The following is a 22921-nucleotide window of genomic DNA, read 5'->3' on the forward strand; positions in this document are numbered from 1 at the left end:
CTGCCTCAGTTCTTCCCAACCCCTCGGAGGTACCCCATGAGACGTCGACTTCTGCTCGCCGGAGCGCTCGCCACCGTCCTCGCCGCCGGCACCGCCTGCGGCGGCGGCTCGGACGACAGCGCCGCCGGTGAGACGGAGAAGCTGACGATCTACACCGCCCGCGACAAGAAGGTCTCCACCTTCGTCGTGGACAAGTTCACCGCCAAGTACCCCGAGTACAAGGGCAAGGTGGAGATCCTCAACCTGGGCGCCCAGGAGATCCTGGAGCGGGTCCGGGCCGAGAAGGCCAACCCGCAGGCCGACGTCTGGTGGGGCGGCACCCAGCAGGGGCTGGCCGCCGGTGCCGGTGAGGACCTGCTCGCCGCCTGGCAGCCCGCGTTCGCCGGCAAGATGGACGCCAAGTACAAGGACGCCGAGGGCCGCTGGTTCGGGGAGATCCTGCTGCCCGAGGTCATCATGTACAACAACAAGGCGCTCACCCCGGAGCAGGCCCCGAAGGACTGGGACGACCTGCTGAAGCCGGAGTGGAAGGACAAGATCGTCATCCGCGACGTGGCCGCCTCGGGCACCATGCGGTCGATCTACGCCGCGATGATCATGCGGCAGTCGCCGGACGGCAGCAACCCGCAGCCCGGCTACGACTGGCTCAAGAAGCTCGACGCCAACACCGGCGCGTACGCGGCCAACCCGGCCGACCTCTACCTCAAGCTCTCCCGCCAGCAGGGCACCCTGAGCGCCTGGAACCTGCAGGACATCCTGCTCCAGGCCAACCAGTCGAACATGCCGTTCGGCTACGTGATGCCGGCCTCCGGCGCCCCGGTGCTGGTCGACGGGCTGGCTGCGGTCAAGGGCGGCAACAGCGCCGGCGCGCAGAAGTTCATCGAGTTCCTCTTCGACGACACGCTCCGCGCCGACCTGGCCAAGGACTACTACCAGATCCCGGCCGTGGAGATCGCCCAGCAGCCGGAGTGGCTGGCCCAGCTCAACCTCAAGCCGCTCGACGTCAACTGGGACGTCATCGGCAAGAACGAGACCGAGTGGATCAACCACTGGAACAGCCAGATCAAGAACAAGGGCTGACCCGTACGGGTGCCGGGGGTCGTCCCGCCCCCGGCACCGCCCGTCCCGCCACCCCGCCCGGCCAGGTCCGGTACCGCATGAAGGAGAAGACATCATGATCGATGTCACGCTGGAGTCGGTGAGCAAGCGCTTCGCGCGTGCCGGCGACACCGCTGCCGTCGACGACGTCGACATCAGCATCGCCGCCGGGGAGTTCTTCACCCTGCTCGGGCCGAGCGGCTGCGGCAAGACCACCACCCTGCGGATGGTGGCCGGGTTCTACTTCCCCACCTCGGGGAAGATCCGGTTCGGCACGGAGGACGTCACCCACCGGCCACCGAACAAGCGCGACACCGGCATGGTGTTCCAGAACTACGCCCTCTTCCCGCACATGTCCGTCGCGCAGAACGTCGCGTACGGGCTGAAGATCCGCAAGGTGGGGCGGGCCGAGTCCGCCCGGCGGATCACCGAGGCGCTCGGTCAGGTCCACCTCGCCGGCTACGGCGACCGCCGGATCGACCAGCTCTCCGGCGGCCAGCAGCAGCGGGTGGCGCTGGCCCGCGCGCTGGTCATCCGGCCGCGTACCCTGCTGCTCGACGAGCCGCTGTCCAACCTCGACGCCAAGCTGCGCGAGGAGACCCGGGTGGAGATCCGGCGCATCCAGCAGGAGGCCGGCACCACCGCCATCTACGTCACCCACGACCAGTCCGAGGCGATGGCGATGTCCGACCGGATCGCCGTGATGGAGTCCGGCCGGGTCCGCCAGATCGGCGCCCCGCAGGAGATCTACCACCGGCCGGCGACCGCCTTCGTGGCCCGGTTCATCGGCCGCAGCAACGTGCTCAGCCTGCCGGTGGTCACCGCCGCGGCCGAGACGGTCACCGTGGGCCTGCCCGACGGCAGCGAGACCGCCGTCGCCGCCCCCGCCGACCACGGCCTGCGTGCCGGGGACACCGCCCTGGTCTCGGTACGCCCCGAGCACCTCGGGCTCACCTCGACGACCGAGACCGGCGCGCTGCCCGGCCGGGTGACCGAGGTGGAGTTCACCGGGATGGCCACCAACCTCGTGGTCGAGGTGGCCGGCGAGTCGGTGCAGGTCGCCGCGATCGACGTCCCGGACGGCGTCACCGTCGGCGACCAGGTCGGCCTGCGGCTCAACCGGAACCGCATGTGGGTGGTGCGCCCATGAGTACCATTCCTGCCACGCCGAGCCCGGCCACCGTGCCGCCGGTGACCCAGGACCCCACCCCGCCGCCGGCCGCCCGGCCCCGGCGCGGCCTCAACGCCAACTCGCCGTGGTTCCCGTACCTGCTGGTGTTCCCGCTGGTGCTGATCCTCTTCGGCTACGTGGTGCAGCCGATGTTCGCCACCTTCGCCGAGAGCGTCGGGGTGGACGGGGTGGCCAACTACACCGAGTTCGTCACCGGCACCGGGGTCGCCCGGTCGGCGCTGCTCACCTCGCTGGGGATCTCGGCGGCCAGCGTGCTGCTCTGCGGGATCGTCGGGGTGGCGATGGCCTTCCTGCTCAAGCGGTTCTCGTTTCCCGGCCGGCGGCTGATCGAGGCGATCATCCTGGTGCCGGCGGCGCTGCCGCCGCTGATCGGGGCGATCTCGTTCCAGCTGCTCTACAGCGAGACCGGCATCCTGCCGCGCGGTCTGCAACAGCTCTTCGGCACCGAGAACCCGGTGCTGCCGTTCACCGGCATCGCCGGGGTGCTGGTGGTGCACACCTTCACCATGTACCCGTTCTTCTACCTCGCCGCCTCGGCCGCCCTGGTGGGGATGGACCCGTCGGTGGAGGAGGCGGCCTACAACCTGGGCGCGGGCCGGGTCCGGGTGTGGCGCACCGTGCTGCTGCCGATGCTCACCCCGGCGTTGGTCTCGGCGTCGCTGCTGGTCTTCATGACGTCACTGGCGTCGTACACCGCGCCGTTGCTGTTCGGGGTGGACCGCACGATGACCATGCAGATCTACATCAACCGCACCAACGGCGACCTGCCGATGGCCTCGACCTACGCGTCGGTGCTGGCGGTGGCGTCGGTGCTGTTCCTGCTCGGGATGCGCTGGTACGAGGGACGGCGCAGCTACCGTTCCCAGTCCAAGGGCGTCGCCTCGCACCGTCGGGAGATCACCAACCCGTTCGGCAAGTGGCTGGCGTTGCTGGCCTCGGTACTGGCCACCATGGTGCTGCTCGCCCCGGTGGCGACGATCGCCCTGGTCGCCTTCTCCCGGGACGGCTCGTGGACCACCGAGGTGATCCCGTCGGAGTACACCACCGAGAACTTCGTGACGATCTTCTCGGACCCGGGGGCGTACCGGCCGATCCTCAACTCGTTGCAGATGAGCCTGCTCGCCACGGTCGGCTGTGTGGTGGTCGGGGTGCTGATCGCGTACGCGGTGCGCCGGCTCGACTTCCGGGGCCGGGGGCTGCTCGACGTGGCGGTCATGCTGGCCTGGGCGCTGCCCGGCACGGTGGTGGCGATCAACCTGATCTCGGCGTTCAGCACGGGCAACGCGTTCAGCTTCGGGCAGGTGCTGATCGGCACCTTCTGGATCATGCCGCTGGCGTACTTCGTGCGGTTCCTGCCGCTGGTGTTCCGGTCGAGTTCGGCGACGCTGGCCCAGATCGACCCGTCGCTGGAGGAGGCCGCCCGCAACCTCGGCGCGCCCTGGTGGCGGGCGTTCGGCACGGTCACCCTGCGGCTGATGCTGCCCGGTGTGCTGGCCGGCGCACTGCTCGCGTTCGTCAACGGGGTGGGTGAGTTCGTCGCCTCGGTGCTGATCTACACCTCGGAGACGGCACCCATCTCGGTCGAGATCAACAACCGGATGTACTCGTTCGAGGTCGGCACCGCCGCCGCGTACGGCATGCTCCAGGTGGTGTTGATCTTCGTGGTGATGGTGTTCTCCGGCCGCCTGCAGAACGGCGGCCGGGCCACCCGGGAGGCGGCGAAGTGGACGGCGTGACCTGGCCGGCCGGGGGCGGGCTGCTGCCCGCCACCCGGATTCCCGGCGGTGAGCTGGCCGCCGTCGCGGCGGCGGCCGACTACGCGGTGCTGCCCGTCGGCGCCGTCGAGTGGCACGGCCCGCACCTCCCGCTCGGCACCGACCTGATCCTCGCCGAGGGCTTCGCCGCCGAGGCCGGCGGCATTGCCGGCCCGGTCGCCGAGGCCGGCGGCGCAGGTGGCCCGGCCGCCGAGGCCGGCGGGGCTGCCGGCCCGGCCGCCGAGGCCGGCGGCGCTGCCGGGCCGCGCGGGGTGCTCTTCCCGGCGGTGCCGTACGCGGCCTGCCCGGGGCAGACCCGGCCCTGGCCGGGGACGGTGTCGATCCGGCCGGAGATCGCCGTCGGCTACCTCGCCGACGTGATCGAGGGGATCGTCGCCGCCGGTTTCCCCCGGCTGCTGATCGTCAACGGCCACGACGCCAACATGTCCACCGTGCGGGCCGCGATGGAGTGGGTCTCCGGCCGGCGTACCGCCAGCCTGCTGCTGGTCAACTGGTTCCAGCTGGTCACCCCGGCGGAGACCACCGACTTGTACGGGCCGCTGACCGCCCGGGGGCACGGGGGCGCGTACGAGACCTCCGGGGTGCTCGGGTTCGATCCCGGCGCGGTCCGGCTCGACGCCGTGACCGACCTGCCGCCGAAGCCGAAGCTGCCGGTGGGCCACCCGTACGTGCTGGTCGAGTCCCGGCCCGACCCCTGGCAGGGCTGGTCGGGGCACATCTCGCTGGCCTCCGAGGCGGCCGGCCGGCAGGTGCGGGCCACGGCCGGTGCGCGGCTGCGGGAGATCGTCGCCGCCTGGGTGGCCGCCCCACCGCCCGCCCCACCCACCGCCGACCCGCTGCCGACGCCCGACGGCCCGGCCCCGACGCCCGACGGCCCGACGGCCGGACCGGCCCCGACGGGGGCGGACGGGGCGACCGGGGGAGACCGATGAGCGTGGACCGGGGACTCGACATCGTCGACTTCCACCTGCACTTCCGGATCGGCACCGACGAGACGGTCCACGCCTGCGAGGACGCCGCCGGGATGCACCCCGGCGGGGAGCACGAGCGGGCCGTCCGGGCCGCCGGCTCCGCCCCGTACGCGAAGGCGTGGCGGCAGGCGTGGAGCTTCCCCGACCCGGAGCCGCCCGCGCCGCGCTGGCAGGACGAGGCCGACCGGTGGGCCGACGAGCTGCGGGCGGTGCGGGTACGCCGGGCGGTCTTCGTCACCGGCGGCGGCAACGACACCGTCGCCGACGTGGTCGACCGGCACCCGGACCTGCTGCTCGGCTTCGCCCACCACGACCCGTACGCGCCGGGGGCCGCCGCCGAGCTGGAGCGGGCGGTGACCGGACGGGGCCTGCGCGGGCTGAAGCTGTTCGCCCCGCTGCTGCGCGGCCCGCTGGACCACGCCGACCTGGACCCGCTCTGGTCCACCGCCCAGCGCCTCGGGGTGCCGGTGCTGATCCACATCGGCCACTACGGCAGCGCCGGTGGCCTGTCCTTCGGCCGGTACGGCGGCCCCGACGAACTGGCCCGGATGGCCCGCCGGTTCCCCGAACTGAACGTGGTGGTGCCGCACTTCGGCGTCCAGCACGTGCAGGACCTCCTCTTCGCCGCCTGGGGCTGCCCCAACATCCACGTCGACACGTCCGGCTCCAACCAGTGGGTGCGCTGGATGCCGTACAGGCTGACGCTGGAGGACCTGTTCCGCCGCTGCTACGAGACGATCGGCCCGCAGCGCATCGTGTACGGCAGCGACTCGTCGTGGTTCCCGCGCGGCTACGTCACCCGCTACCTCGACGACCAGCTGCGGGTCTGCCGCGAGCTGGGGATGCCCGACGACCACCTCCGCGCGATCTTCGCCGGTAACGCCGAACGGCTGCTGGGCCTGACCGACCGACCAGCCGAGAACCCGGGACCCGGCCCCCACGCCGCGTCCCGGCCCGGAAGGAAGTAAGGAACCGCCATGAGCGAGCTGACCACCTACCAGCGGCACCACCTGGCCCCGACCTACGAGCACCACGTCGGCCACCTGTACCCGGCGATGGTGCGCGCCAGCCAGGCACACGTGGTGATGCTGACCGAGCAGGGCCTCATCCCGGCTGAGCGGGGGGCCCGGCTGCTGCGCGGGCTGGCCACGCTGCGCGCCGACGGCAGCCCCGCCCCGGCGTTCGACGGCAGCTTCGAGGACACCTACTACCTGCTGGAGAAGACCCTCGCGCAGGCGTGCGGCCTGCCCGCGTCCGAACTGGACGTGCAGATGGCGCGCAGCCGCAACGACCTGGACGCCGGGGTGTTCCGGATGCTCCTGCGCGACCAGCTGCTCGACGTGCTGGACCGGGTGCTGAGCACCGGCGTGACCGCGCTGGACGCCGCCGACCGGTACGCCGACGTGGTGATCACCGGTTACACCCACCGCCGGCCGGCCCAGCCCACCACCATCGGGCACGCGCTGGCCGGTTACGCCGAGGCGCTGGCCGGTGAGGCCGCCGCGTACGCCGACGTGATCGACCAGCTCAACGTCTCGCCGCTGGGCTCCTGCGCATTCGCCGGCACCGACCTGGACATCGCCCCGGCCCGGGTGGCCGAGCTGCTCGGCTTCGACGGCCTGGTGACCAACTCCTACGAGGCGGTCGCCGGGGCCGACCACCTGGTCCGGGTGGGCACCCTCAACGCTCAGGCCCTGGCCACCGGCGCCCGGCTGGCCCGCACCCTGATGGACTGGCTGACCTGGCAGTGGGTGGCCACCCCCGGCGACTTCACCCAGGGCAGCAGCATCATGCCGCAGAAGCGCAACCCGGTGGTGCTGGAGCACCTGGTGTCGATGGCCGGCGCGAGCGCCGCCGACGCCGCGTCGGTGCTCAACAACGTCGGGGCGGCCTGGTGGGAGGACTCCAACAACGCCACCACCGACGTCCAGGTCCGGCTCTGGGACAGCAACGACCGGGCGCAACGGTTCTTCGCCCTGGTCGGCGGCTTCCTCGCCGAGCTGGAGCCGCTGCACCCGCCGACCCGGGAGGAGATCGTCGCGTCCGGGGCGACCACCACCGCGGCGGCCGACGCGTTGACCCGGCACGGGGTGCCGTTCCGGGCCGCCCACTCGGTCGTCGGCCGGCTGGTCAGCGCCGGCGCGCCGGACAGCTGGACCGCCGAGGGGGTCCGGACCGCCGCCGCCGGGTTGGCCGACGGGCTCACCGACGAGGCGGTGGCCGATCTGATCGCCGCCGCCGTCGACCCCGAGCTGGTGCTCGACCGGGCGCAGGTGGACGGGCCGGGTGCCGCCGCCGTCCGCACCCAGGTCGGCATCCTGCGGGGCGCGTTCGGCGGCGTCGCCGACCGGCTCGCCGCGACCCGGGACCGGCTGGCCCGCGCCGACGAGGCGCTGGACACGGTCGCCGCCGAGGTGGCCGGCCGGTGAGCGCGCCGATCCGACGACCGGGTTCCGGTCCGGCCCGGCTGCCCGGCGGGGCACCGTCGCGACCGCGGTCGACGGTGGTGACCGGGCGGTGGACCAGGTGAGCATGCGACTGGCCGGCCGGGCCGCCGCCGGCACCCGCACCGACGAACTGCTTCTGGGCATCGACTTCGGCGGAACGAAGATGGCCGTCGGGGTGGCCGACGGCACCGGCCGGTTGCTGGCCCACCGGCGGATCGCCACGCACGCCGAGCGGGGGGCCCCGCAGGCGCTGGACCGGGCGCTGGAGCTGGCGGCCGCGCTGGTCGCCGAGGTCGGCGGGCCGCTGGTGGCGGCCGGGGTGGCCTCGCCCGGGGTGGTCCGCCCCGACGGCATCGACCTGGCCCCGAACGTGCCCGGCTGGGAACGGTTGCGGCTGGCCGACGCCGTCTCCGAGGCCCTCGGGGTGACCCGGGTGGCGGTGGACAACGACCTGAACGCCGCCGCCCTGGCGGAGCTGCGGCTCGGTGCGCTGCGCGACGCCGACCCCGGCCTGGTGGTGGGGATCGGCACCGGCGTGGCGGCGGCGGTCACCGTCGGCGGCCGGGTCCTCGCCGGGCACCGGGGCGCGGCCGGCGAGATCGGGTACGCGGTGGCCGGCGGCCCGTGGCCCGGCACCATGCTGGAACTGGACTTCTCCGGCCGGGCGCTGGACCGGTTGGCTGACGAGCTGGGGGTGGCCGGGCACGCGGCCGGGCTGTCCGCCGCCGCCGAGCTGCCCGGTGCGGCCCGCGACGCGCTCACCGCCCGGGTCGACGAGCTGGCCCGGCACCTGGTCACCTGCTGCCTGCTGCTCGATCCGCAGCGGGTGGTGCTGGTGGGCGGGGTGGCCGGCAGCGCGCTGATCCGGGGACTGCTGGTCGACCGGCTGGCCGAGGTGCTCCCGCACCGTCCCGACGTGGTGCTGTCCCGGTTCGCCGACGACGCGGCGCTGCTGGGCGCGGTCACCCTCGCCCGGGAAGCGGTGCCGGCACCCCGCTGACCTGACGATCCGTGCGTCCGGGCCGTGAGGGGCGGACCGGTCGGACCGGGTGCCCGGCCCGCGAAGGGGGCGGGCCGGACACCCGGTGCGTCACTCCGGCAGGTTGGCGCTCGACTTCGCCAGTTGGTACGCCGGCAGCATCGCCTCGAACTCCTCGGTGTCCAGCCCGTCCAGGGTGATCATCAATTTGCCGTACAGGGTGGACACCAGGATCGCCCGGTTACGCTCGCCGTCCTCGGTCCAGGTGGCCTCGAAGGCGTCCAGCGGGCCGGCCTTGGTCCGCCGGTACTGCTGCTCCTTCGCGCCGTCGCCGAACGCGGCGAGATACTTGTCCACCGTGTCCTGCGGGTTCAGCGGCGTGGCCCCGGTGATCTGCCAGACCCGCAGGAAACCGATGTGCCCGGCGGGCTTCGCGTCGATCTCGCACAGCGGCACGGCCGGGCCGAGGGTGAAATCGGCCCCACCCTTCACCGCCTTGGCCTTCCACTTCGCCGGCACCGAGAAGGTCATCGACAGCGTGCAGGCGCTGCCCTTCGGGCCGACCGTGGTGGCGGCGGCGGCCGGGGCGACGTCGTCGTACCACGGTGGGCCGGCGGCGACCGGCGAGGCGGTGGGGCTGGTCGACGGCGCGGGCGTCGTCGCCCGCTCCGTGGTGTCACCGGCGCAGCCGGCGGTGAGGGTGAGGGTGAGCGCGGCCAGTGCGGTCGTACGTCGGATCATCGGTCCGTTTCCCCGTTGGAGTTCCCGCCGTCGGTTGCGGCGGCCGACGGATGCTAGCCGACGGGTGGCCGGCCCTGCTGACCGTTTGCGGCGACCAAGCCCATGATCTCTGCGGTTCCGCCCGCTGCTCGCAGTCCGACCATGCTGGACGCCGACGGCCCGGCACCCCGAGGGGGCCGGGCCGTCAGGCTGCTGGTGCCGTCAGGGGCGGGTGAAGACCAGGGCGACGTTGTGACCGCCGAAGCCGAACGAGTTGTTCAGCGCGGCGGGCACGTCCAGGTGGCGGACCTTGTTCGCGGCCACGTCCATGTCGAGACCGTCGTCCGGGTCGTCCAGGTTGATCGTCGGCGGGATGACGCCGTCGCGGATGGTCAGGATGGTGGCGATCGACTCCAACGCGCCGGCCGCGCCGAGCAGGTGCCCGGTCATCGACTTGGTGGCGGTCAGCACCGGGTGGTCGCCGAGCGCCCGGTGCAGCGCCTTGATCTCGGCGAGGTCACCCACCGGGGTCGAGGTGGCGTGCGCGTTGACGTGCACGATGTCGGCCTTGGCCACGTCGGCGTCGGCGATCGCCTTGGCGATGGCCCGGATCGCACCGGCCCCCTCGGGGTGCGGCTGCACGATGTCGTACCCGTCGGAGGTGATGCCGGCGCCGGCGAGCCGGGCGTAGACGTGCGCACCCCGGGCGGCGGCGTGGTCGGCCCGCTCCAGCACCAGGATGCCGGCGCCCTCGCCGAGGACGAAGCCGTCGCGGCCCTTGTCCCACGGGCGGGAGGCCTGCTCCGGCTCGTCGTTGCGGGTCGACATGGCCCGCATGGAGCTGAACCCGGCGATCGGCAGCGGGTGGATGACCGCCTCGGTGCCGCCGGCCACCACCACGTCGGCCCGCCCGGACCGGATCATGTCCAGGCCGAGTGCGATCGCCTCCGCGCCGGTGGCACAGGCGCTCGCCACCGAGTGCACCCCGGCCTGCGCGCCCAGCTCCAGCCCCACCCAGGCGGCGGGACCGTTGGGCATCAGCATCGGGATGGTGTGCGGGGAGACCCGGCGCGGGCCGGACGCCTCCAGGATGTCGTCCTGCGCGAGCAGGGTCAGGGCGCCGCCGATGCCGGAGCCGACGCTGGCACCCAGCCGCTCCGGGTCCAGCCCGGAGTCGGCGAGCCCCGAGTCCGCCCAGGCCTGCTGGGCCGCGATCAGCGCGATCGCCTCGGAACGGTCCAGCCGGCGTAGCTTGACCCGGTCCAGCACCTCGCTCGGTTCGACCGCGAGCTGGGCGGCGATCCGGACCGGGAGCTGGCCGGCCCACTCCTGGGTGAGCGGACCCACCCCGGAGTGGCCGGCGAGCATGGCGTCCCAGGTCGACGCGACGTCCCCGCCCAGCGGGGTGGTCGCGCCGAGCCCGGTGACGACGACGTCGACGTGACTCATCTCAGGACTGCGCCTCGATGAAGCTGACAGCGTCCCCGACGGTCTTCAGGTTCTGCACCTCGTTGTCCGGGATCTTGACGCCGAACTTCTCCTCGGCGGCGACCACGACCTCCACCATGGAGAGCGAGTCGACGTCGAGGTCGTCGGTGAAGGACTTCCCCTCGGCCACGTCGTCCGGGTTCACCCCGGCAACCTCTTCGAGGATCTCGGCGAGGCCGGAGGTGATCTCGTCACGGGTCATTACGGTGGGTTCCTCTCATCGGGGTTGGTTCTCCGCCGGATGGCGGCGCGCCGCGGTCGCCGACCGCGTCGGGTCTTCAGGGACAGCGGACGACCTGACCGGCGTAGGTCAGCCCGCCGCCGAAGCCGAACAGCAGCACCGGCGCGCCCGAGGGCACCTCCCGGCGCTCGACCAGCTTGGACAGGGCCAGCGGCACGCTCGCCGCCGAGGTGTTGCCGGATTCGACGATGTCCTTGGCGATGATCGCCTGCGGGATGTTCAGCCGCTTGGCGATGCCGTCGATGATCCGCGAGTTGGCCTGGTGCGGCACGAACGCGGCCAGCTCGGACGGGTCGACACCGGCCTTCTCGCACGCCTGCAGCGCCAGCGGGGCCAGCGCGGTGGTGGCCCAGCGGAACACCGACTGCCCCTCCTGCGCGATGTACGGCCGCCAGCCCTCGATGCGTACCGCGTCGCTCTTGTCCGGCGCGGAGCCCCACACCACCGGGCCGATCCCGGTCGGCTCGTCGCCGGTGGTGGCGGTGACCACCGCCGCGCCCGCGCCGTCGGCGAAGATGATGCAGGTCGAACGGTCGGTCCAGTCGGTGAAGTCGGAGAGCTTTTCGGCGCCGATGACCAGCGCGTTGCGGGACGCGCCGGCCCGGATGGCATGGTCGACGGTGCCCAGCGCGTACGCGAAGCCGGAGCAGGCGGTGTTCAGGTCGAACGCGCCCGGGGCGGTGATGCCCAGCTTGGCGGCGACCCGGCAGGCCACGTTCGGGCTGCGGTCGATCGAGGTGCAGGTGGCCACGACGACCAGGTCGATGTCGGCGGCGGTGAGGCCGGAGTTGGCCAGCGCCTTGTCGGCGGCGGCGGTGGCCATGTCGGCGACCGACTCGCCGTCGGCGATGCGCCGGCTGGCGATGCCGACCCGGTCCCTGATCCACTCGTCGTTGGTGTCGACGAACTGGGCGATGTCGTTGTTGGTCACCACCCGGGAGGGTTGGTAGTGCCCGAGGGCGACGATCCGACTGCCGCTCATGCCTGGCCTCCGATGCGGGCGATGGGTCGGCCCGGCGCGACCGGGTCGGCGGGGTGGGCGAGCCACTCGGTGAGCGGGCCGCTGTCGTGGGCGGTGACCTCGACCGTCCCCTGTCGGGTGGTCACCTCGCCGAGCACCTGGCCGGCGCTCAGTTCGGCGCCCTCGACGAGGCCCTCGGCGGGGGCGAAGGTGCCGACGGCGGGGGCGACGACCACCCGGGCGCGGGGGGTCGGGCGGTGACCGGGCGGGCCGCTGTGCCGGGCGATGAGGTCGCGGGCGGCGGGCAGGTCGGTGGGGGTGTTCAGGGTGACGATCTCCGGCACGCCGGTGGCCTTGAGTTCCCGCTTGACCAGCCCGGCGAGGGTGCCGGCCGGGGGGAGTTCGAGCACGCCGGTGACCCCCAGCTCGACGAGCGTCCGCATGCACAGGTCCCAGCGCACCGGGGCGGTGACCTGCCGGACCAGCCGGTGCACCAGCTCCCGGCCGTGTGCCACCGCGGCGCCGTCGAGGTCGGAGAGCAGGATCCGGGCCGGGGCGGCCGGGGTGATCCCGGCGGCGACGGCGGCCAGCGCCTGCTCGGCGGGGCCCATGTACGGGGTGTGGAACGCCCCGGCGACCTGGAGCCGGACGATCCGCGCCCTGGCCGGCGGCGCGGCGGCCAGGGCGTCCAGGGCGTCGAGCGTGCCGGCGGCGACCACCTGACCGCCGCCGTTGCGGTTGGCCGGGTGCAGTCCGTTGGCCTCCAGCGCGGCGAGCACCTCGTCCGGGTCGCCGCCGAGCACGGCGGCCATCCCGGTGGGGGTGAGGGCGCAGGCGGCGGCCATCTCCCGGCCGCGTAGCCCGGCGAAGGTGATCGCGGTCTCGGCGGAGAACACCCCGGCCAGCGCGGCGGCGGCCAGCTCGCCGACGCTGTGCCCGGCGACCAGGTTCACGTCGTGCAGGGGGAGCTGCTCGGCCGCGATCAGGGCCGAGGCCACCAGCAGGGGCTGGGTGCGGGCCGTGTCCCTGATCTCGTCGGCGTCGGCCTCGGTGCCGAGCCGGACCAGGTCGACCCCGGCGGGCACGGACCACCAGCGCAGCCGTGACTCGACGCCGGGCAGGGCGAGCCAGGGTGTCAGGAAGCCGGGCTTCTGGGAACCCTGGCCTGGAGAGAGGACGGCGAGCACGCCTATGACTCTTCCCGATACCCCGGGGTAAGCGCTGTGCGGGCTGACACCAAACCGCACTAGAACTCTTGGAGGGTTCCTACAAACATCGGCGATGATCGTCGCCTAGCGGCCCTGCTCACCGGTCACCCGGTGTCATTTCTGGCTCGGACCGGGCGCACCCGCCGGGACGATCGGGTCCAGCCGGCCGACCGTCAGCGCGACCTGGAGCGCGAACGCGTCACGGGGGGTCAGTGGGGAGAAACCGGTCACCTCGGCGATCCGACGCAGTCGGTAACGCACCGTGTTGGGGTGGACGAACAGGGCGCGGGCGGCACTCTCCAGCGTCCCGCCGGCGGCGAAGAAGGCGTCCAACGTCTCCAGCAGCTCCCCGCCCGCGCGGACCAGGGCGGCGTACACGTCGTGGCGCAGCCGGCGGCGGGCCTCGGCGTCACCGGCGAGGGCCCGCTCGGGCAGCAGGTCGGCCGCCGGCACCGGCCGGGGCGCGGTCGGCCAGGCCGGCGCCGCCCGGTAGCCGGCCAGCGCCGCCCGCGCCGAGTCCGTCGCCTCGTCCAGACTGGGTACGGCGGGACCGACCACCACCGGACCGTCGCCGAACCCGGGGAGCAGCTTCTCGGTGGCGGCCATCGGGTCGGCCGCGCCGCCGAGCACGATGACCAGCCGGTCGCCGTGCACGCCCCCGATCACCTCCACCCCGATCCGGCGGGCGTACCGGTAGACGGTGTGCAACACGGCGGACACCTCGCCGCCGGGGGAGCGGCCCACCGCCACCGCCACCGGTGGGGCGTCCGCCCAGCCCAGCGCGGCGGCCCGGCTGGCCAGCACGTCGGGGGAGTCCCCGCGTAGCAGGGCGTCGACCAGCAGCGCCTGCAACCGGGCGTCCCAGGAACCCCGGGACTCGGCGGCGCGGGCGTACACCCGGGCGGCGGCGAAGGCGATCTCGCGGGAGAACCGCAGCACCGCCTCGCGGAGTTGCTGCTCCTCACCGGGTGCGGCCAGGTGCGACACCTGCTCCTCGACCACGTCGATGGTCACCTTGATCAGCGCCACCGTCTGCTGGAGGCTGATCGACCGGGCCAGGGCCAGCGGCGCGGTGGCGAAGACCTCGTCGGACACCTCCTGGGTGCTGTCGGTGGTGCCACCGCCCGAACCCAGCCACTCGACCAGCGACCGGGCCCCGGCCTGCGCCACCAGCATCACCCAGGAGCGCTGCTCGGCCGGCAGCTCACGGAACCAGGGCAGGCTCTCGTCCATCCGGACCACGCTGGCCGTGGCCAGCGCTCCCGCCGCCCGTTCGATCCGGCGCAGGGTGGCCGTCAGTTCCCTCCCGTCCGGTTCGCTCACCGCTCCAGCGTGACATGCCCTGAGCAGGGGCTCGACGCCGGCACCCGACGGCCCGCCAGGGGCAGGCCGTCGGGTGCCGGGGGCAGGTCGGCGGGTGTGCCGGTCAGTTGGTGACGGTGACGTGCACCACCCAGCGCACCTGGGGGGACGGGCAGGGGGTCGGCGCGTGCCGGCAGAGGTTGTCGGTGATGGTGGAGACGTCGACCCGGCCGGGTGCGGTCGCCACGTACCGGGCGACGAGCGGCTGGCCGCTCGGGTAGCCGCCGGTCACCTCGGCCGGCACCACGACCCCGGCGGGGGAGAGCGTCGGGGGCACGTAGTTGCTGGCCAGGCTTACCACGAGCGTGTCACCCACGCGCAGCGTGAGGTCACGCTGGTTGTCGGGCGCGGAGACGACGACGGTCTGCCCGCCGTCGGTCGGCGGCAGCTCGATGACCGCGACCTGCACCCTCCACAGCACGGTCGGCAGGGCGCACGGCGGGGTGGCGTGCTGGCAGGCGTGGTCGGTACGGGTGGTCAGCTCGGCGGTGCCCGGGGCCACGGCCCGCAGCGTCGCCACGAGCGGTTGCCCGGTCGGGTAGCCGCCGCTTGTCGACACGGGGGTCAGCGCGTTGCCGGTGGTGGTGACCGGCAGGTAGTCGGCCGCCAGGGTCACGCCCAGCGTCTGTCCGACGTACAGGGTCACGGTGCGCTGGTTGTCGGCCTCGCGGACGGTGACGTCGGCCCCGGTCGGCGGGCTGGCGGTGGTCGGCGGGGCGGCGTCGTTGGTGCAGCTCGGCGTGGGTGCGGTGGTGGGGCCGGCGAGCTGGACGCCGAAGGTGGTCGACCCGCCCGGCGTCAGCACCCCGTTGTACGGCGCGTTGGTCGCGGTCACGGTGCCACCCGCCGCGCCGACCGAGGCGTTCCAGGACGACACGATCCGTTGGCCGTCGGTGAGCGGCCAGGTGACCGTCCACCGGGTGGCGGTCGCCGACGCGGTGTTTGCGACGGTGAAGGTGACGATCTGGCCGCCGCTCGCGCCGCTGCCCCAGCGGGAGTCGACCCGGACCGTGGCGGTGCACCCACCGGCCGGGGTGGCGGTGGCGGGTGCGCCACCGGCGACCGTGGTCATGCCGAGGGCGGCGACGGTGGTGGCGGCGAGGATGCCGCCGGCCGTCAGGACGGACCGCCTGGACGCGATCATGACGATTCCTCCGATCCCCGTCGGAGCTCCGGTCGGGGGCGGCGTCGGGCCGGCCGCCGGCCTGAAAGCCCATGGTTCCGCCTGCACCCTACGACCGCGCAGCAGTCGCGGTCAATATAGACATAAATCTATTTCACGGTGGTGGCGTGGGCAGCGCCAACTCCTGTGCCAGGATCGCCGCCTGCACCCGGCTGCGCAGCGCCAACTTCGCCAGCACCCGGCTCACGTGGGTCTTCGCGGTGCTCTCCGCCACCGCCAGCCGGTCGGCGATCTCCCGGTTGGACAGGCCCACCCCCAGGCAGGCCAGCACGTCACGCTCCCGGGGGGTCAGCGCGGCCACGGCGGCGCGGTCCGCCGCGTCGACGCCCGGCGCGGTCGCCGCGAACGCCGCGATCAGCCGCCGGGTCAACGTCGGGGCGATCACCCCCTCGCCCCGGGCCACCGTCCGCACCGCCGCCACCAGACCGGCCGCGTCGGTGTCCTTGAGCAGGAAACCGGCCGCCCCGGCACGCAGCGCGCCGAACACGTACTCGTCGAGGTCGAAGGTGGTCAGCACCAGCACGTCGGCGGTGCCGGCGGCGACGATCTCCCGGGTCGCCGACACCCCGTCCAGCCGGGGCATCCGGATGTCCAGCACCGCCACGTCGGGCCGCAGCTCCCGGCACAGCCGTACCGCCGTCTCCCCGTCGGCAGCCTCGCCCACCACCTCGATCTCCGGCGCACCGGCCAGGATCAGCACCAGACCGGCCCGGACCGCCGCCTGGTCGTCGGCCAGCACGACCCGGACCGGGGCGGTCACGTCCGCTCCCCGGTCGGCAGCGTCGCCCGCACCCGCCAGCAGCCGTCCCCGGGGCCGGCGGTGAACCCGCCGTCGAGCAGGGCCACCCGCTCCCGCATCCCGATCAGGCCCGCACCCCCGGCCGGCAGCGCCGCGCCGTCGGCCGGACCGCCGGAGCGGACCGGATTCTCCACCGTCACCGCCACCTCCGTCGGCAGGTACGCCACGGTCAGCTCCGCCGTGCCCGTGCCGTGGCGCAACGCGTTGGTCAACGACTCCTGCACGATCCGGTACGCCGCCAGGTCGACCCCCACCGGCAGCTCCCGGGGCGACCCCCGGACCGTCGTGCGGACCCGCAGGCCGGCGCCGGCCATCCGGGCCAGCAGCCGGTCCAGCTCGTCCAGCCGGACCCGGGTGGCCTCCTGCACCGGATCCACGGACGGCTCCCGCAGCAGCCCGACGAGCTGCCGCATCTCGGCCATGCCCTGCACGCTGCTCTCCCGGATCACCCGAAGTGCCGCGTCGACGCGGGGCCGGTCCAGCGCGGGGGCGGCGAGCAGGGCGGTGGCGTGCAGGGCCACCGCGCTGAGCTGGTTGGCCACCACGTCGTGCAGCTCCCGGGCCATCCGGGCCCGCTCGGCCAGCACCGCCTGCCGCCGGTCCAGCTCGACCAGCCGGGCGGTCTGCTCGGCGCGGGCCCGTTCGGTCGCCGCCTGGTCCCGGTACTGCCGCACGCTGATCCCGGTGACCACCGGCAGCACCCCGAGCAGCGCGAACGGCATCCCTACGGCGGCGCCCCGCCAGCCCCAGCAGAGCAGGCCCACCACCGTGCCACCGACGCTGAGCCCGACCGTGACCCGCAGCAGCCAGCGCCACCACCGGGGCGGGCCGTACACGCAGGTGTCGTACAACACCTGGGTGTAGCTCACCGTGCTGCCCACCGACACGCCGAGCGCGGCGTCGGCGAGCACCGCCACCGTGCCCACCGCCAGGCCGGTGCGGGTGGCCACCCGGCGCAGCCCGACCGCCACGCTCACCGCCAGCAGCGGCACCAGGAAGGACACCCGCGGCACGTCCGGCGCCCAGTCGAACTGGGGTTGCAGGCCGACGCCGTAGGCCGCCAGGCCGCCGACCAGGGACACTCCGGCCAGGACCAGGTCACGTCCCGGCCGGCCGGAGCCGACCCAGCCCGGCATCCGCATGGTCCCGATCCCACCACACCCCGGGCCGGTGCCCCTCCCACCTGCGGAGGAGGCCGCCCGGTCGGCCGTCCGCCGAAGGGGGTACGCGACGCCGCGGCTCCGCCGAAGGAGGGACCCGGAACTCGTCCCCGCCGGTGAGGTGACCCCCGGCCCACCCCGGCACGCTGGACCGGAACGGGGAGGTGGACATGCTGCTGGCGGTCATCGTCGGATGCGAGATCGGATTCTGGGTGCTGCTCGTGGCCGGGCTGGTCGCCCGGTACCCGCTGCGCCGGCCCCGGCTGGGGGCGGCGCTGCTGGTCTGCGTACCCCTGGTCGACCTGGTGCTGCTGGGCGCGGCGGCGATGGACCTGCGCCGGGGCGCCACCGCGGACGCCACCCACGGGCTGGCCGCCGTCTACCTCGGGTTCTCGGTGGCGTTCGGGCACTCCATGATCCGCTGGGCCGACCAGCGCTTCGCGCACCGTTTCGCGGGCGGCCCGCCGCCGGTGAAACCACCCCGGTACGGCTGGGCGCGGGCCCGCCACGAGTGGCGGGAGTGGGGTAAGGCACTGCTCGGCTGGGCGGTCGCCTGCGCCCTGCTGGCCGCCGCGATCGTCGTGGTCGGTGACGCCGAGCGCACCCGGGAGTTGGCGAACTGGATCCGCAACCTCACCGTCGGACTGCTGATCTGGCTGGTCGCGTTCCCGGTCTGGGAGACGATCTTCCCGCGTCGACCGAGGTCCTGACCCCGGGGGTACGCGCTGCACGGCGCGTCGGTGCCGGCCAGTACGGTGGCACTGCCGCGCCGGGGTGTCGTCCCGGCGGGGGACGCGAGTGTGAGGAGACCGGGATGGCGCACGGGGAGGCCGACCACGGCTGCGCCCAGGGCGAGCCCTGCCGGCCGGGCCACCACGACCAGCCCGGGGCGGCCCGACCGCACCGCCGGCTGGCGACGGAGCAGGTCTGTCGGGCGGCCGAACGGGCCGACGACGAGCTGGCGCTGCCCCGCCAACGCGGCGTCGAGGCAGTCGACGGCGCGGCCTCCCGACCGGCGGCGGTGGAACCCGGCCCGACCGGCCAGCCGGACCCGCCGACCCGGGCCTGCCGCAGCGACCTGGCCGGCTGGGCGGGCGCCCACCGGCACGGCCCGGTCCGCCCCGGACGGCGTCGGCAGCGTGTCCAACGCCCGCCACACCGGTGGTGCTGATCACCTGACGGCCCGCCGGCCGTTAGCGTGGGTCGGGTGCAGGCGATCGCGATCGACGGGTGGGGTACGGCCGACCGGCTGACCCTGCGGGAACTGCCCGACCCCCCGGTGGGGCCGGACACGGTGCTGGTGCGGGTCCGCGCCGCCGGGGTGAACCCGGTCGACGCGAAGATCCGCGAAGGGCTGCTGGCCGACGCGATCCCCGCGCACTTCCCCCTGGTGCCCGGTTGGGACGCGGCCGGGGTGGTGGTGGCGGCCGGACCGGCGGTGACCGGCTTCGCCGTCGGTGACGAGGTGATCGGGTACGTCCGCCGCGACCACCTCCAGTACGGCAGCTACGCCGAACTCGTCCCCGCCCCGCAACGCTGCCTGGCGATCCGGCCGTCCCGGGCGTCCTGGGTCGAGGCGGCCGGCCTGCCGCTGGCCGGGTTGACCGCCTACCAGGCGTTGCGGCGGGCCGGCACCGGCGCGGGCGACACCGTGCTGGTGCACGGGGCGTCGGGCGGGGTGGGGCACCTGGCGGTGCAGGTGGCGCGGGCGCTGGGGGCGACCCGGGTGATCGGTACGGCGGGACCGGCCAACCACGACTTCGTCCGGTCGTTGGGTGCCGAACCGGTCGCCCACGGCGACGGCCTGGCCGACCGGCTCCGTGTGCTCGCGCCCGACGGGGTGGACGTGGTGCTCGACCTGTTCGGCGGGGCGGCGCTGGACGTCTCGGCGGCGCTGCTGTCCCGGCCGTCCCGGTTGGTCTCCGTCGCCGATCCGGAGCACGTCACCCGGCTCGGCGGCAGCTACCTGTTCGTGCAGCCGTCCACGGCGGACCTGGGGCTGCTGGCCGCGCTGGTCGACGCGGGCCGGCTCACCGTCCACATCGAGCGGGTGCTCCCGCTGGCCCAGGCCGCGGACGCGCACCGGCTGGTCGAGGCCGGGCACGTCCGGGGCAAGGTGGTGCTGGCGGTGTGGTCGGCGGCGGGTACGGCGGCCGACCGGGCACCGGTCTGACCGGGTGCCGGTCGGCCCGGCACCGGGGCGCGGTGCCCCGGGCCGGACCGGCGGGGCGGAGGCCGGTGCCGGTGGCCGGCCAGTGGTCAGCGGGTGCGGCGGCGGACCAGCAGGGCGATGCCCGCCAGGCCGAGCGTGATCACCAACATCACGCCCACGTTGAGCAGCAGCAACCGCTGGAGTTCGGCGAGCGCGTCGTCGATGTCCCGACCCGGGTTGAGGGCGTCGTCGGCGAGGGCCCGCTCCTCGCCGCCACCCACGCCGCCGCTGACCGTGTCGAGTTGCCGCTCCAGCGGCACCCCGGCGGCGCGCAGCGTCTCGGACATGGTGAGCCGGCCGAGGAACCAGCCAGCCGTGGTCTTGCGCGCGTCGGGCTGCTTGGCCGGCCGGAAGGCCCGGGGGCCGCCCTTGGCCAACGGGTAGAGGTCGAACGTCTGCGTGGGGGCGTCCCCGGCGAGGACCACGATGGTGTACTTCGGACCGAGGTCGGCGGCCTTGGGGCCCTTGGCCTGACCGGTGCGGCCGAACCAACTGACCTGGTCGATGACCGCGACCACGAGGGTCGGGGCGGTGTCGCTGCGCAGGCGCAGCGGTTCGGTCAGTCCCACCCCGGTGATGTCCACCCCGGCGGGTGGCGTCTTCGGTGCGGCCCGGTGCGCCCCGGCCGCCTGCGCCGCCGGCCCGGTGCCGAGCACCACCGCCGCCGCCACGCCCACCGCGACCGCTGCCAGCAGCCGCCTCACCCTGTCGACCATCGCCGCCTCCTCGCCCCGTTCGATGGATGGCTGTGCTGCGGGTCACGCGCGGGTCGGTCGGTATCGGTGCGTGACCGGGCAGCGCCGGCCCCACCGCACAGACTTCCTGGAACATCGCTCGGATGCAGCTCTGGGAACAATATGTGGAACTATCTGCGATCCTGGAACGACCAATTTCTCAGCCGCGTGATCAGCGGGCGGATCGTACCTTTGCGGAGGGCTTCATGGGGGGCAGGGTCCCACGGCTGGTGCGGGCGGTGCCAGTGCTGGTCGGCGTGGCGCTCGGCGTGGCGTTGTTGCCGGCCTCGCCGGCGCTGGCACACAACTCGCTGACCGGGAGCAATCCGGCCGACGGGGCCAAGGTCGCCACCGCGCCGGCCGCGGTCGAGCTGCGTTTCCTTTCCAAACTCGATCCGGGCAGGACGAAGATCACAGTTACCGGGCCGGACAACATCCCGGCCGCCGGTGGCGAGCCGACCTTCTCCGGCAGCCGGGTCAGGGTGCCGTTCGCTCCGGGCGCGGCCGGTCTCTACATCGTCGACTATCAATTGCCGTCCAGTGACGGCCACCCCGTCAAGGGGGAGGTGCGGTTCACCCTCACCACCGGCACCGCCGCCGCGCCCCCGTCGGTCACCCCGTCGGCCAGCCCCACCCCGTCGCCCACGCCGACAAGCGCGGCACCCGAATCCCCGTCGACCACCCCGGTCGCCGCCGCCGGCACCGACGACGCCGGCCGGGGCTGGCTCTGGGCGGTGGCCGGTGGCCTGGTGCTGCTCGCCGCGCTCGCCGCCGGCCTGTTCCTGCGCCGCCGCTCCACCCGGACCTGACCGGACACCGACGCGGGGCCCGCCGGTGACCGGCGGGCCCCGCGTCGATGACGTGGTCGCTAGACCAGGCGGAGTCGGGCGGCGCGCAGCCGGGTCAGGGTGCGCTCCCGACCGAGCACCTCCAACGACTCGAACAGCGGCAGGCCGACCGTGCGGCCGGTGACCGCCACCCGGACCGGGGCCTGCGCCTTGCCCAGCTTGAGGCCCCGCTCCGCGCCGACCGCCTCCAGTGTCGACTTCAGCGACTCCGCGTCCCAGGACTCCAGCGCCGTGTAGCCGGCGACGGCCGCGTCGAGCAGGTCGGCGGCCCCCTCCTTCATCGCCTTGGCCCAGGCCGCCTCGTCGATCGACGGCTCGGCGAGGAAGAGGAAGTCGACGTTGGGCACGATCTCGCTGAGCACCGCGATCCGGGTCTGCGCCAGCGGCGCCACCGCGGCGAACGCGTCGGCGTCGAACTCCTCCGGCAGCCACGGCGGCGGTGCGATGGTGCCGGTGCCGGTCAGCCACGGCTGGCAGGCGGCCACGAACTCGTCGACCGGCAGCGCCCGGATGTACTCGCCGTTGAATGCGCGCAGCTTCTTCTCGTCGAAGAAGGCGGGGGAGGGGTTGACCTCGGTCAACCGGAACTCCTCCTCGATCACCGACCAGGGCACGATCTCCCGGTCGCCCGACGGCGCCCAGCCGAGCAGCATCAGGTAGTTGCGCATCGCGGCGGCGAGGTAACCCTCGTCCCGGTACGCCTCCAGGGCCACCTTGTCGCGGCGCTTGGAGAGCTTCTGCCGCTTCTCGTTGACCACCACCGGCACGTGCGCCCAGACCGGCGGCTTGACCCCCAGGGCGTCCCAGAGGAGCTGCTGCTTCGGGGTGTTCGGCAGGTGCTCCTCGGCCCTGATCACGTGGGTGATCCCCATCGTCATGTCGTCCACGACGTTGGCGAGCAGGAACACCGGGGAGCCGTCGCCGCGGGCGATGACGAAGTCCTCGATCAGCTTGTTCTCGAAGGTCGGCTCGCCCCGGATCAGGTCGACCACCACGGTCGCGCCCTCGTCGGGGGTGCGGAAGCGCAGCGCCCGCCCCTCGCCCGCTGGCAGGCCCCGGTCCCGGCAGAAGCCGTCGTAGCCCTGGTACTGCGAGCCGGTACGGGCCTGCACCGCCTCCCGGGTGCAGTCGCAGTAGTAGGCCCGGCCGGCGTCGTGCAGCCGCCCGGCGGCGGCCCGGTGCTCACCGGCGTACGCCGACTGGAAGTAGGGGCCCTCGTAGGTGTCGCGGGCGATACCGATCCAGTCCAGCGCGGACAGGATGCCCTCGGTCCACTCGGGCTTGTTACGGGCGGCGTCGGTGTCCTCGACGCGCAGCACGAACACCCCACCCTGCTGCTTGGCGAAGATCCAGTTCTGCAGCGCCGAGCGGGCACCGCCGACGTGGAACATACCGGTCGGGGAGGGGGCGAAGCGCACACGTACCGTCACGCCGTCCAGCCTACGGCCGGCCGCGACCGGGTTTCGCCAGGGGGCCGGGACGCCGCCGCCGGGCGTTGTCGACCCTTGAACGGCGACGGCGACGGCGGCGGCGGCGGCGACGG

At 74.0% G+C, this 22921-nt stretch carries 22 protein-coding genes; 11 read left to right on the forward strand and 11 right to left on the reverse strand.

Annotated elements, in window-relative coordinates:
• Positions 1-36 precede the first annotated feature (36 nt).
• The 7 genes from ACN260_RS06495 (at position 37) to ACN260_RS06525 (ending at position 8483) form a co-directional block, all read left to right on the forward strand.
• The gene (locus tag ACN260_RS06495) at positions 37-1080 is read left to right on the forward strand and encodes an extracellular solute-binding protein (RefSeq protein WP_422755136.1); all 1044 of its coding nucleotides are present in this window, start codon (positions 37-39) and stop codon (positions 1078-1080) included.
• A gap of 94 nt (positions 1081-1174) precedes the next feature.
• Positions 1175-2248: an ABC transporter ATP-binding protein gene (locus tag ACN260_RS06500; protein WP_422755137.1), complete on the forward strand. Its 1074-nt coding sequence runs from the start codon at positions 1175-1177 to the stop codon at positions 2246-2248.
• Positions 2245-4026: an ABC transporter permease gene (locus tag ACN260_RS06505; RefSeq protein ID WP_422755138.1), complete on the forward strand. Its 1782-nt coding sequence runs from the start codon at positions 2245-2247 to the stop codon at positions 4024-4026. Before ACN260_RS06500 ends, ACN260_RS06505 begins: the two co-directional genes overlap by 4 nt.
• Positions 4014-4997, forward strand: a complete 984-nt coding sequence (locus ACN260_RS06510) for a creatininase family protein (RefSeq protein WP_422755139.1) — start codon at positions 4014-4016, stop codon at positions 4995-4997. Before ACN260_RS06505 ends, ACN260_RS06510 begins: the two co-directional genes overlap by 13 nt.
• Positions 4994-6004, forward strand: a complete 1011-nt coding sequence (locus ACN260_RS06515) for an amidohydrolase family protein (RefSeq protein WP_422755140.1) — start codon at positions 4994-4996, stop codon at positions 6002-6004. Before ACN260_RS06510 ends, ACN260_RS06515 begins: the two co-directional genes overlap by 4 nt.
• Before the next feature lie 9 nt (positions 6005-6013).
• On the forward strand, positions 6014-7465 hold the full coding sequence (locus tag ACN260_RS06520; protein ID WP_422755141.1) for a lyase family protein: 1452 nt from the start codon (positions 6014-6016) through the stop codon (positions 7463-7465).
• A gap of 103 nt (positions 7466-7568) precedes the next feature.
• Entirely contained in the window at positions 7569-8483 is a 915-nt protein-coding gene (locus ACN260_RS06525; protein ID WP_422756635.1) for an ROK family protein, read from the forward strand.
• 90 nt (positions 8484-8573) lie between these two features.
• Here the strand turns inward: ACN260_RS06525 and ACN260_RS06530 are convergent, their stop codons facing one another.
• From ACN260_RS06530 to ACN260_RS06570, 9 genes are all read right to left on the reverse strand, one after another.
• Positions 8574-9203, reverse strand: coding sequence for a lipoprotein (locus ACN260_RS06530; protein ID WP_422755142.1), 630 nt, complete (start codon positions 9201-9203; stop codon positions 8574-8576).
• A 201-nt stretch (positions 9204-9404) separates the two neighbouring features.
• Positions 9405-10631 carry a beta-ketoacyl-ACP synthase II gene (gene fabF / locus ACN260_RS06535; RefSeq protein WP_204926395.1) on the reverse strand — a complete coding sequence of 409 codons (1227 nt, stop codon included), beginning with the start codon at positions 10629-10631 and terminating at the stop codon, positions 9405-9407.
• Position 10632: 1 nt separating this feature from the next.
• Positions 10633-10872 carry an acyl carrier protein gene (locus ACN260_RS06540; protein ID WP_067313076.1) on the reverse strand — a complete coding sequence of 80 codons (240 nt, stop codon included), beginning with the start codon at positions 10870-10872 and terminating at the stop codon, positions 10633-10635.
• Positions 10873-10948: 76 nt separating this feature from the next.
• Positions 10949-11893 carry a beta-ketoacyl-ACP synthase III gene (locus ACN260_RS06545; protein WP_422755143.1) on the reverse strand — a complete coding sequence of 315 codons (945 nt, stop codon included), beginning with the start codon at positions 11891-11893 and terminating at the stop codon, positions 10949-10951.
• The gene (locus tag ACN260_RS06550; protein WP_422755144.1) at positions 11890-13059 is read right to left on the reverse strand and encodes an acyltransferase domain-containing protein; all 1170 of its coding nucleotides are present in this window, start codon (positions 13057-13059) and stop codon (positions 11890-11892) included. The genes ACN260_RS06545 and ACN260_RS06550 overlap by 4 nt, the downstream gene beginning before the upstream one ends.
• A 135-nt stretch (positions 13060-13194) precedes the next feature.
• Entirely contained in the window at positions 13195-14430 is a 1236-nt protein-coding gene (locus ACN260_RS06555; protein WP_420117395.1) for a PucR family transcriptional regulator, read from the reverse strand.
• A 76-nt stretch (positions 14431-14506) separates the two neighbouring features.
• On the reverse strand, positions 14507-15586 hold the full coding sequence (locus ACN260_RS06560) for a cellulose binding domain-containing protein (protein ID WP_422755145.1): 1080 nt from the start codon (positions 15584-15586) through the stop codon (positions 14507-14509).
• Positions 15587-15719: 133 nt separating this feature from the next.
• Positions 15720-16385 (reverse strand): response regulator, encoded by a 666-nt coding sequence (locus tag ACN260_RS06565; protein ID WP_422755146.1) that lies wholly within the window; start codon positions 16383-16385, stop codon positions 15720-15722.
• The gene (locus tag ACN260_RS06570; RefSeq protein WP_422755147.1) at positions 16382-17566 is read right to left on the reverse strand and encodes a sensor histidine kinase; all 1185 of its coding nucleotides are present in this window, start codon (positions 17564-17566) and stop codon (positions 16382-16384) included. Before ACN260_RS06570 ends, ACN260_RS06565 begins: the two co-directional genes overlap by 4 nt.
• 188 nt (positions 17567-17754) lie before the next feature.
• Between ACN260_RS06570 and ACN260_RS06575 the strand changes: the two genes are divergently transcribed.
• The 3 genes from ACN260_RS06575 (at position 17755) to ACN260_RS06585 (ending at position 19757) form a co-directional block, all read left to right on the forward strand.
• Positions 17755-18294 (forward strand): hypothetical protein, encoded by a 540-nt coding sequence (locus ACN260_RS06575; RefSeq protein WP_422755148.1) that lies wholly within the window; start codon positions 17755-17757, stop codon positions 18292-18294.
• A gap of 104 nt (positions 18295-18398) precedes the next feature.
• Entirely contained in the window at positions 18399-18755 is a 357-nt protein-coding gene (locus ACN260_RS06580; RefSeq protein ID WP_422755149.1) for a hypothetical protein, read from the forward strand.
• A 36-nt stretch (positions 18756-18791) separates the two neighbouring features.
• On the forward strand, positions 18792-19757 hold the full coding sequence (locus ACN260_RS06585; protein WP_422755150.1) for an NADP-dependent oxidoreductase: 966 nt from the start codon (positions 18792-18794) through the stop codon (positions 19755-19757).
• 86 nt (positions 19758-19843) lie between these two features.
• Here the strand turns inward: ACN260_RS06585 and ACN260_RS06590 are convergent, their stop codons facing one another.
• Complete coding sequence (locus ACN260_RS06590) at positions 19844-20512, reverse strand: hypothetical protein (protein WP_422755151.1); 669 nt, start codon at positions 20510-20512, stop codon at positions 19844-19846.
• Positions 20513-20736: 224 nt separating this feature from the next.
• On the opposite strand from ACN260_RS06590, the gene ACN260_RS06595 reads away from it, so the two are divergent.
• On the forward strand, positions 20737-21339 hold the full coding sequence (locus ACN260_RS06595; protein ID WP_422755152.1) for a copper resistance CopC family protein: 603 nt from the start codon (positions 20737-20739) through the stop codon (positions 21337-21339).
• A 59-nt stretch (positions 21340-21398) separates the two neighbouring features.
• On the opposite strand, the gene gltX is transcribed toward ACN260_RS06595, so the two are convergent.
• A complete protein-coding gene (gltX, locus tag ACN260_RS06600) occupies positions 21399-22808 on the reverse strand; it encodes a glutamate--tRNA ligase (protein WP_422755153.1) in 1410 nt (469 codons plus the stop codon).
• Positions 22809-22921: the final 113 nt, after the last annotated feature.

Source organism: Micromonospora sp. WMMD708, assembly GCF_049315245.1.
Taxonomy (GTDB): Bacteria; Actinomycetota; Actinomycetes; order Mycobacteriales; family Micromonosporaceae; genus Micromonospora; species Micromonospora wenchangensis.

Coding starts and splice junctions, on each gene's coding strand:
- fabF (WP_204926395.1), bottom strand. CDS start 10,631: ATGAGTCACGTCGACGTCGTCGTCACCGGGCTCGGCGCGACCACCCCG.
- ACN260_RS06540 (WP_067313076.1), bottom strand. CDS start 10,872: ATGACCCGTGACGAGATCACCTCCGGCCTCGCCGAGATCCTCGAAGAG.
- ACN260_RS06515 (WP_422755140.1), top strand. CDS start 4,994: ATGAGCGTGGACCGGGGACTCGACATCGTCGACTTCCACCTGCACTTC.
- ACN260_RS06560 (WP_422755145.1), bottom strand. CDS start 15,586: ATGATCGCGTCCAGGCGGTCCGTCCTGACGGCCGGCGGCATCCTCGCC.
- ACN260_RS06495 (WP_422755136.1), top strand. CDS start 37: ATGAGACGTCGACTTCTGCTCGCCGGAGCGCTCGCCACCGTCCTCGCC.
- ACN260_RS06545 (WP_422755143.1), bottom strand. CDS start 11,893: ATGAGCGGCAGTCGGATCGTCGCCCTCGGGCACTACCAACCCTCCCGG.
- ACN260_RS06525 (WP_422756635.1), top strand. CDS start 7,569: ATGCGACTGGCCGGCCGGGCCGCCGCCGGCACCCGCACCGACGAACTG.
- ACN260_RS06580 (WP_422755149.1), top strand. CDS start 18,399: ATGGCGCACGGGGAGGCCGACCACGGCTGCGCCCAGGGCGAGCCCTGC.
- ACN260_RS06505 (WP_422755138.1), top strand. CDS start 2,245: ATGAGTACCATTCCTGCCACGCCGAGCCCGGCCACCGTGCCGCCGGTG.
- ACN260_RS06530 (WP_422755142.1), bottom strand. CDS start 9,203: ATGATCCGACGTACGACCGCACTGGCCGCGCTCACCCTCACCCTCACC.
- ACN260_RS06520 (WP_422755141.1), top strand. CDS start 6,014: ATGAGCGAGCTGACCACCTACCAGCGGCACCACCTGGCCCCGACCTAC.
- ACN260_RS06500 (WP_422755137.1), top strand. CDS start 1,175: ATGATCGATGTCACGCTGGAGTCGGTGAGCAAGCGCTTCGCGCGTGCC.
- ACN260_RS06570 (WP_422755147.1), bottom strand. CDS start 17,566: ATGCGGATGCCGGGCTGGGTCGGCTCCGGCCGGCCGGGACGTGACCTG.
- ACN260_RS06575 (WP_422755148.1), top strand. CDS start 17,755: ATGCTGCTGGCGGTCATCGTCGGATGCGAGATCGGATTCTGGGTGCTG.
- ACN260_RS06590 (WP_422755151.1), bottom strand. CDS start 20,512: ATGGTCGACAGGGTGAGGCGGCTGCTGGCAGCGGTCGCGGTGGGCGTG.
- ACN260_RS06595 (WP_422755152.1), top strand. CDS start 20,737: ATGGGGGGCAGGGTCCCACGGCTGGTGCGGGCGGTGCCAGTGCTGGTC.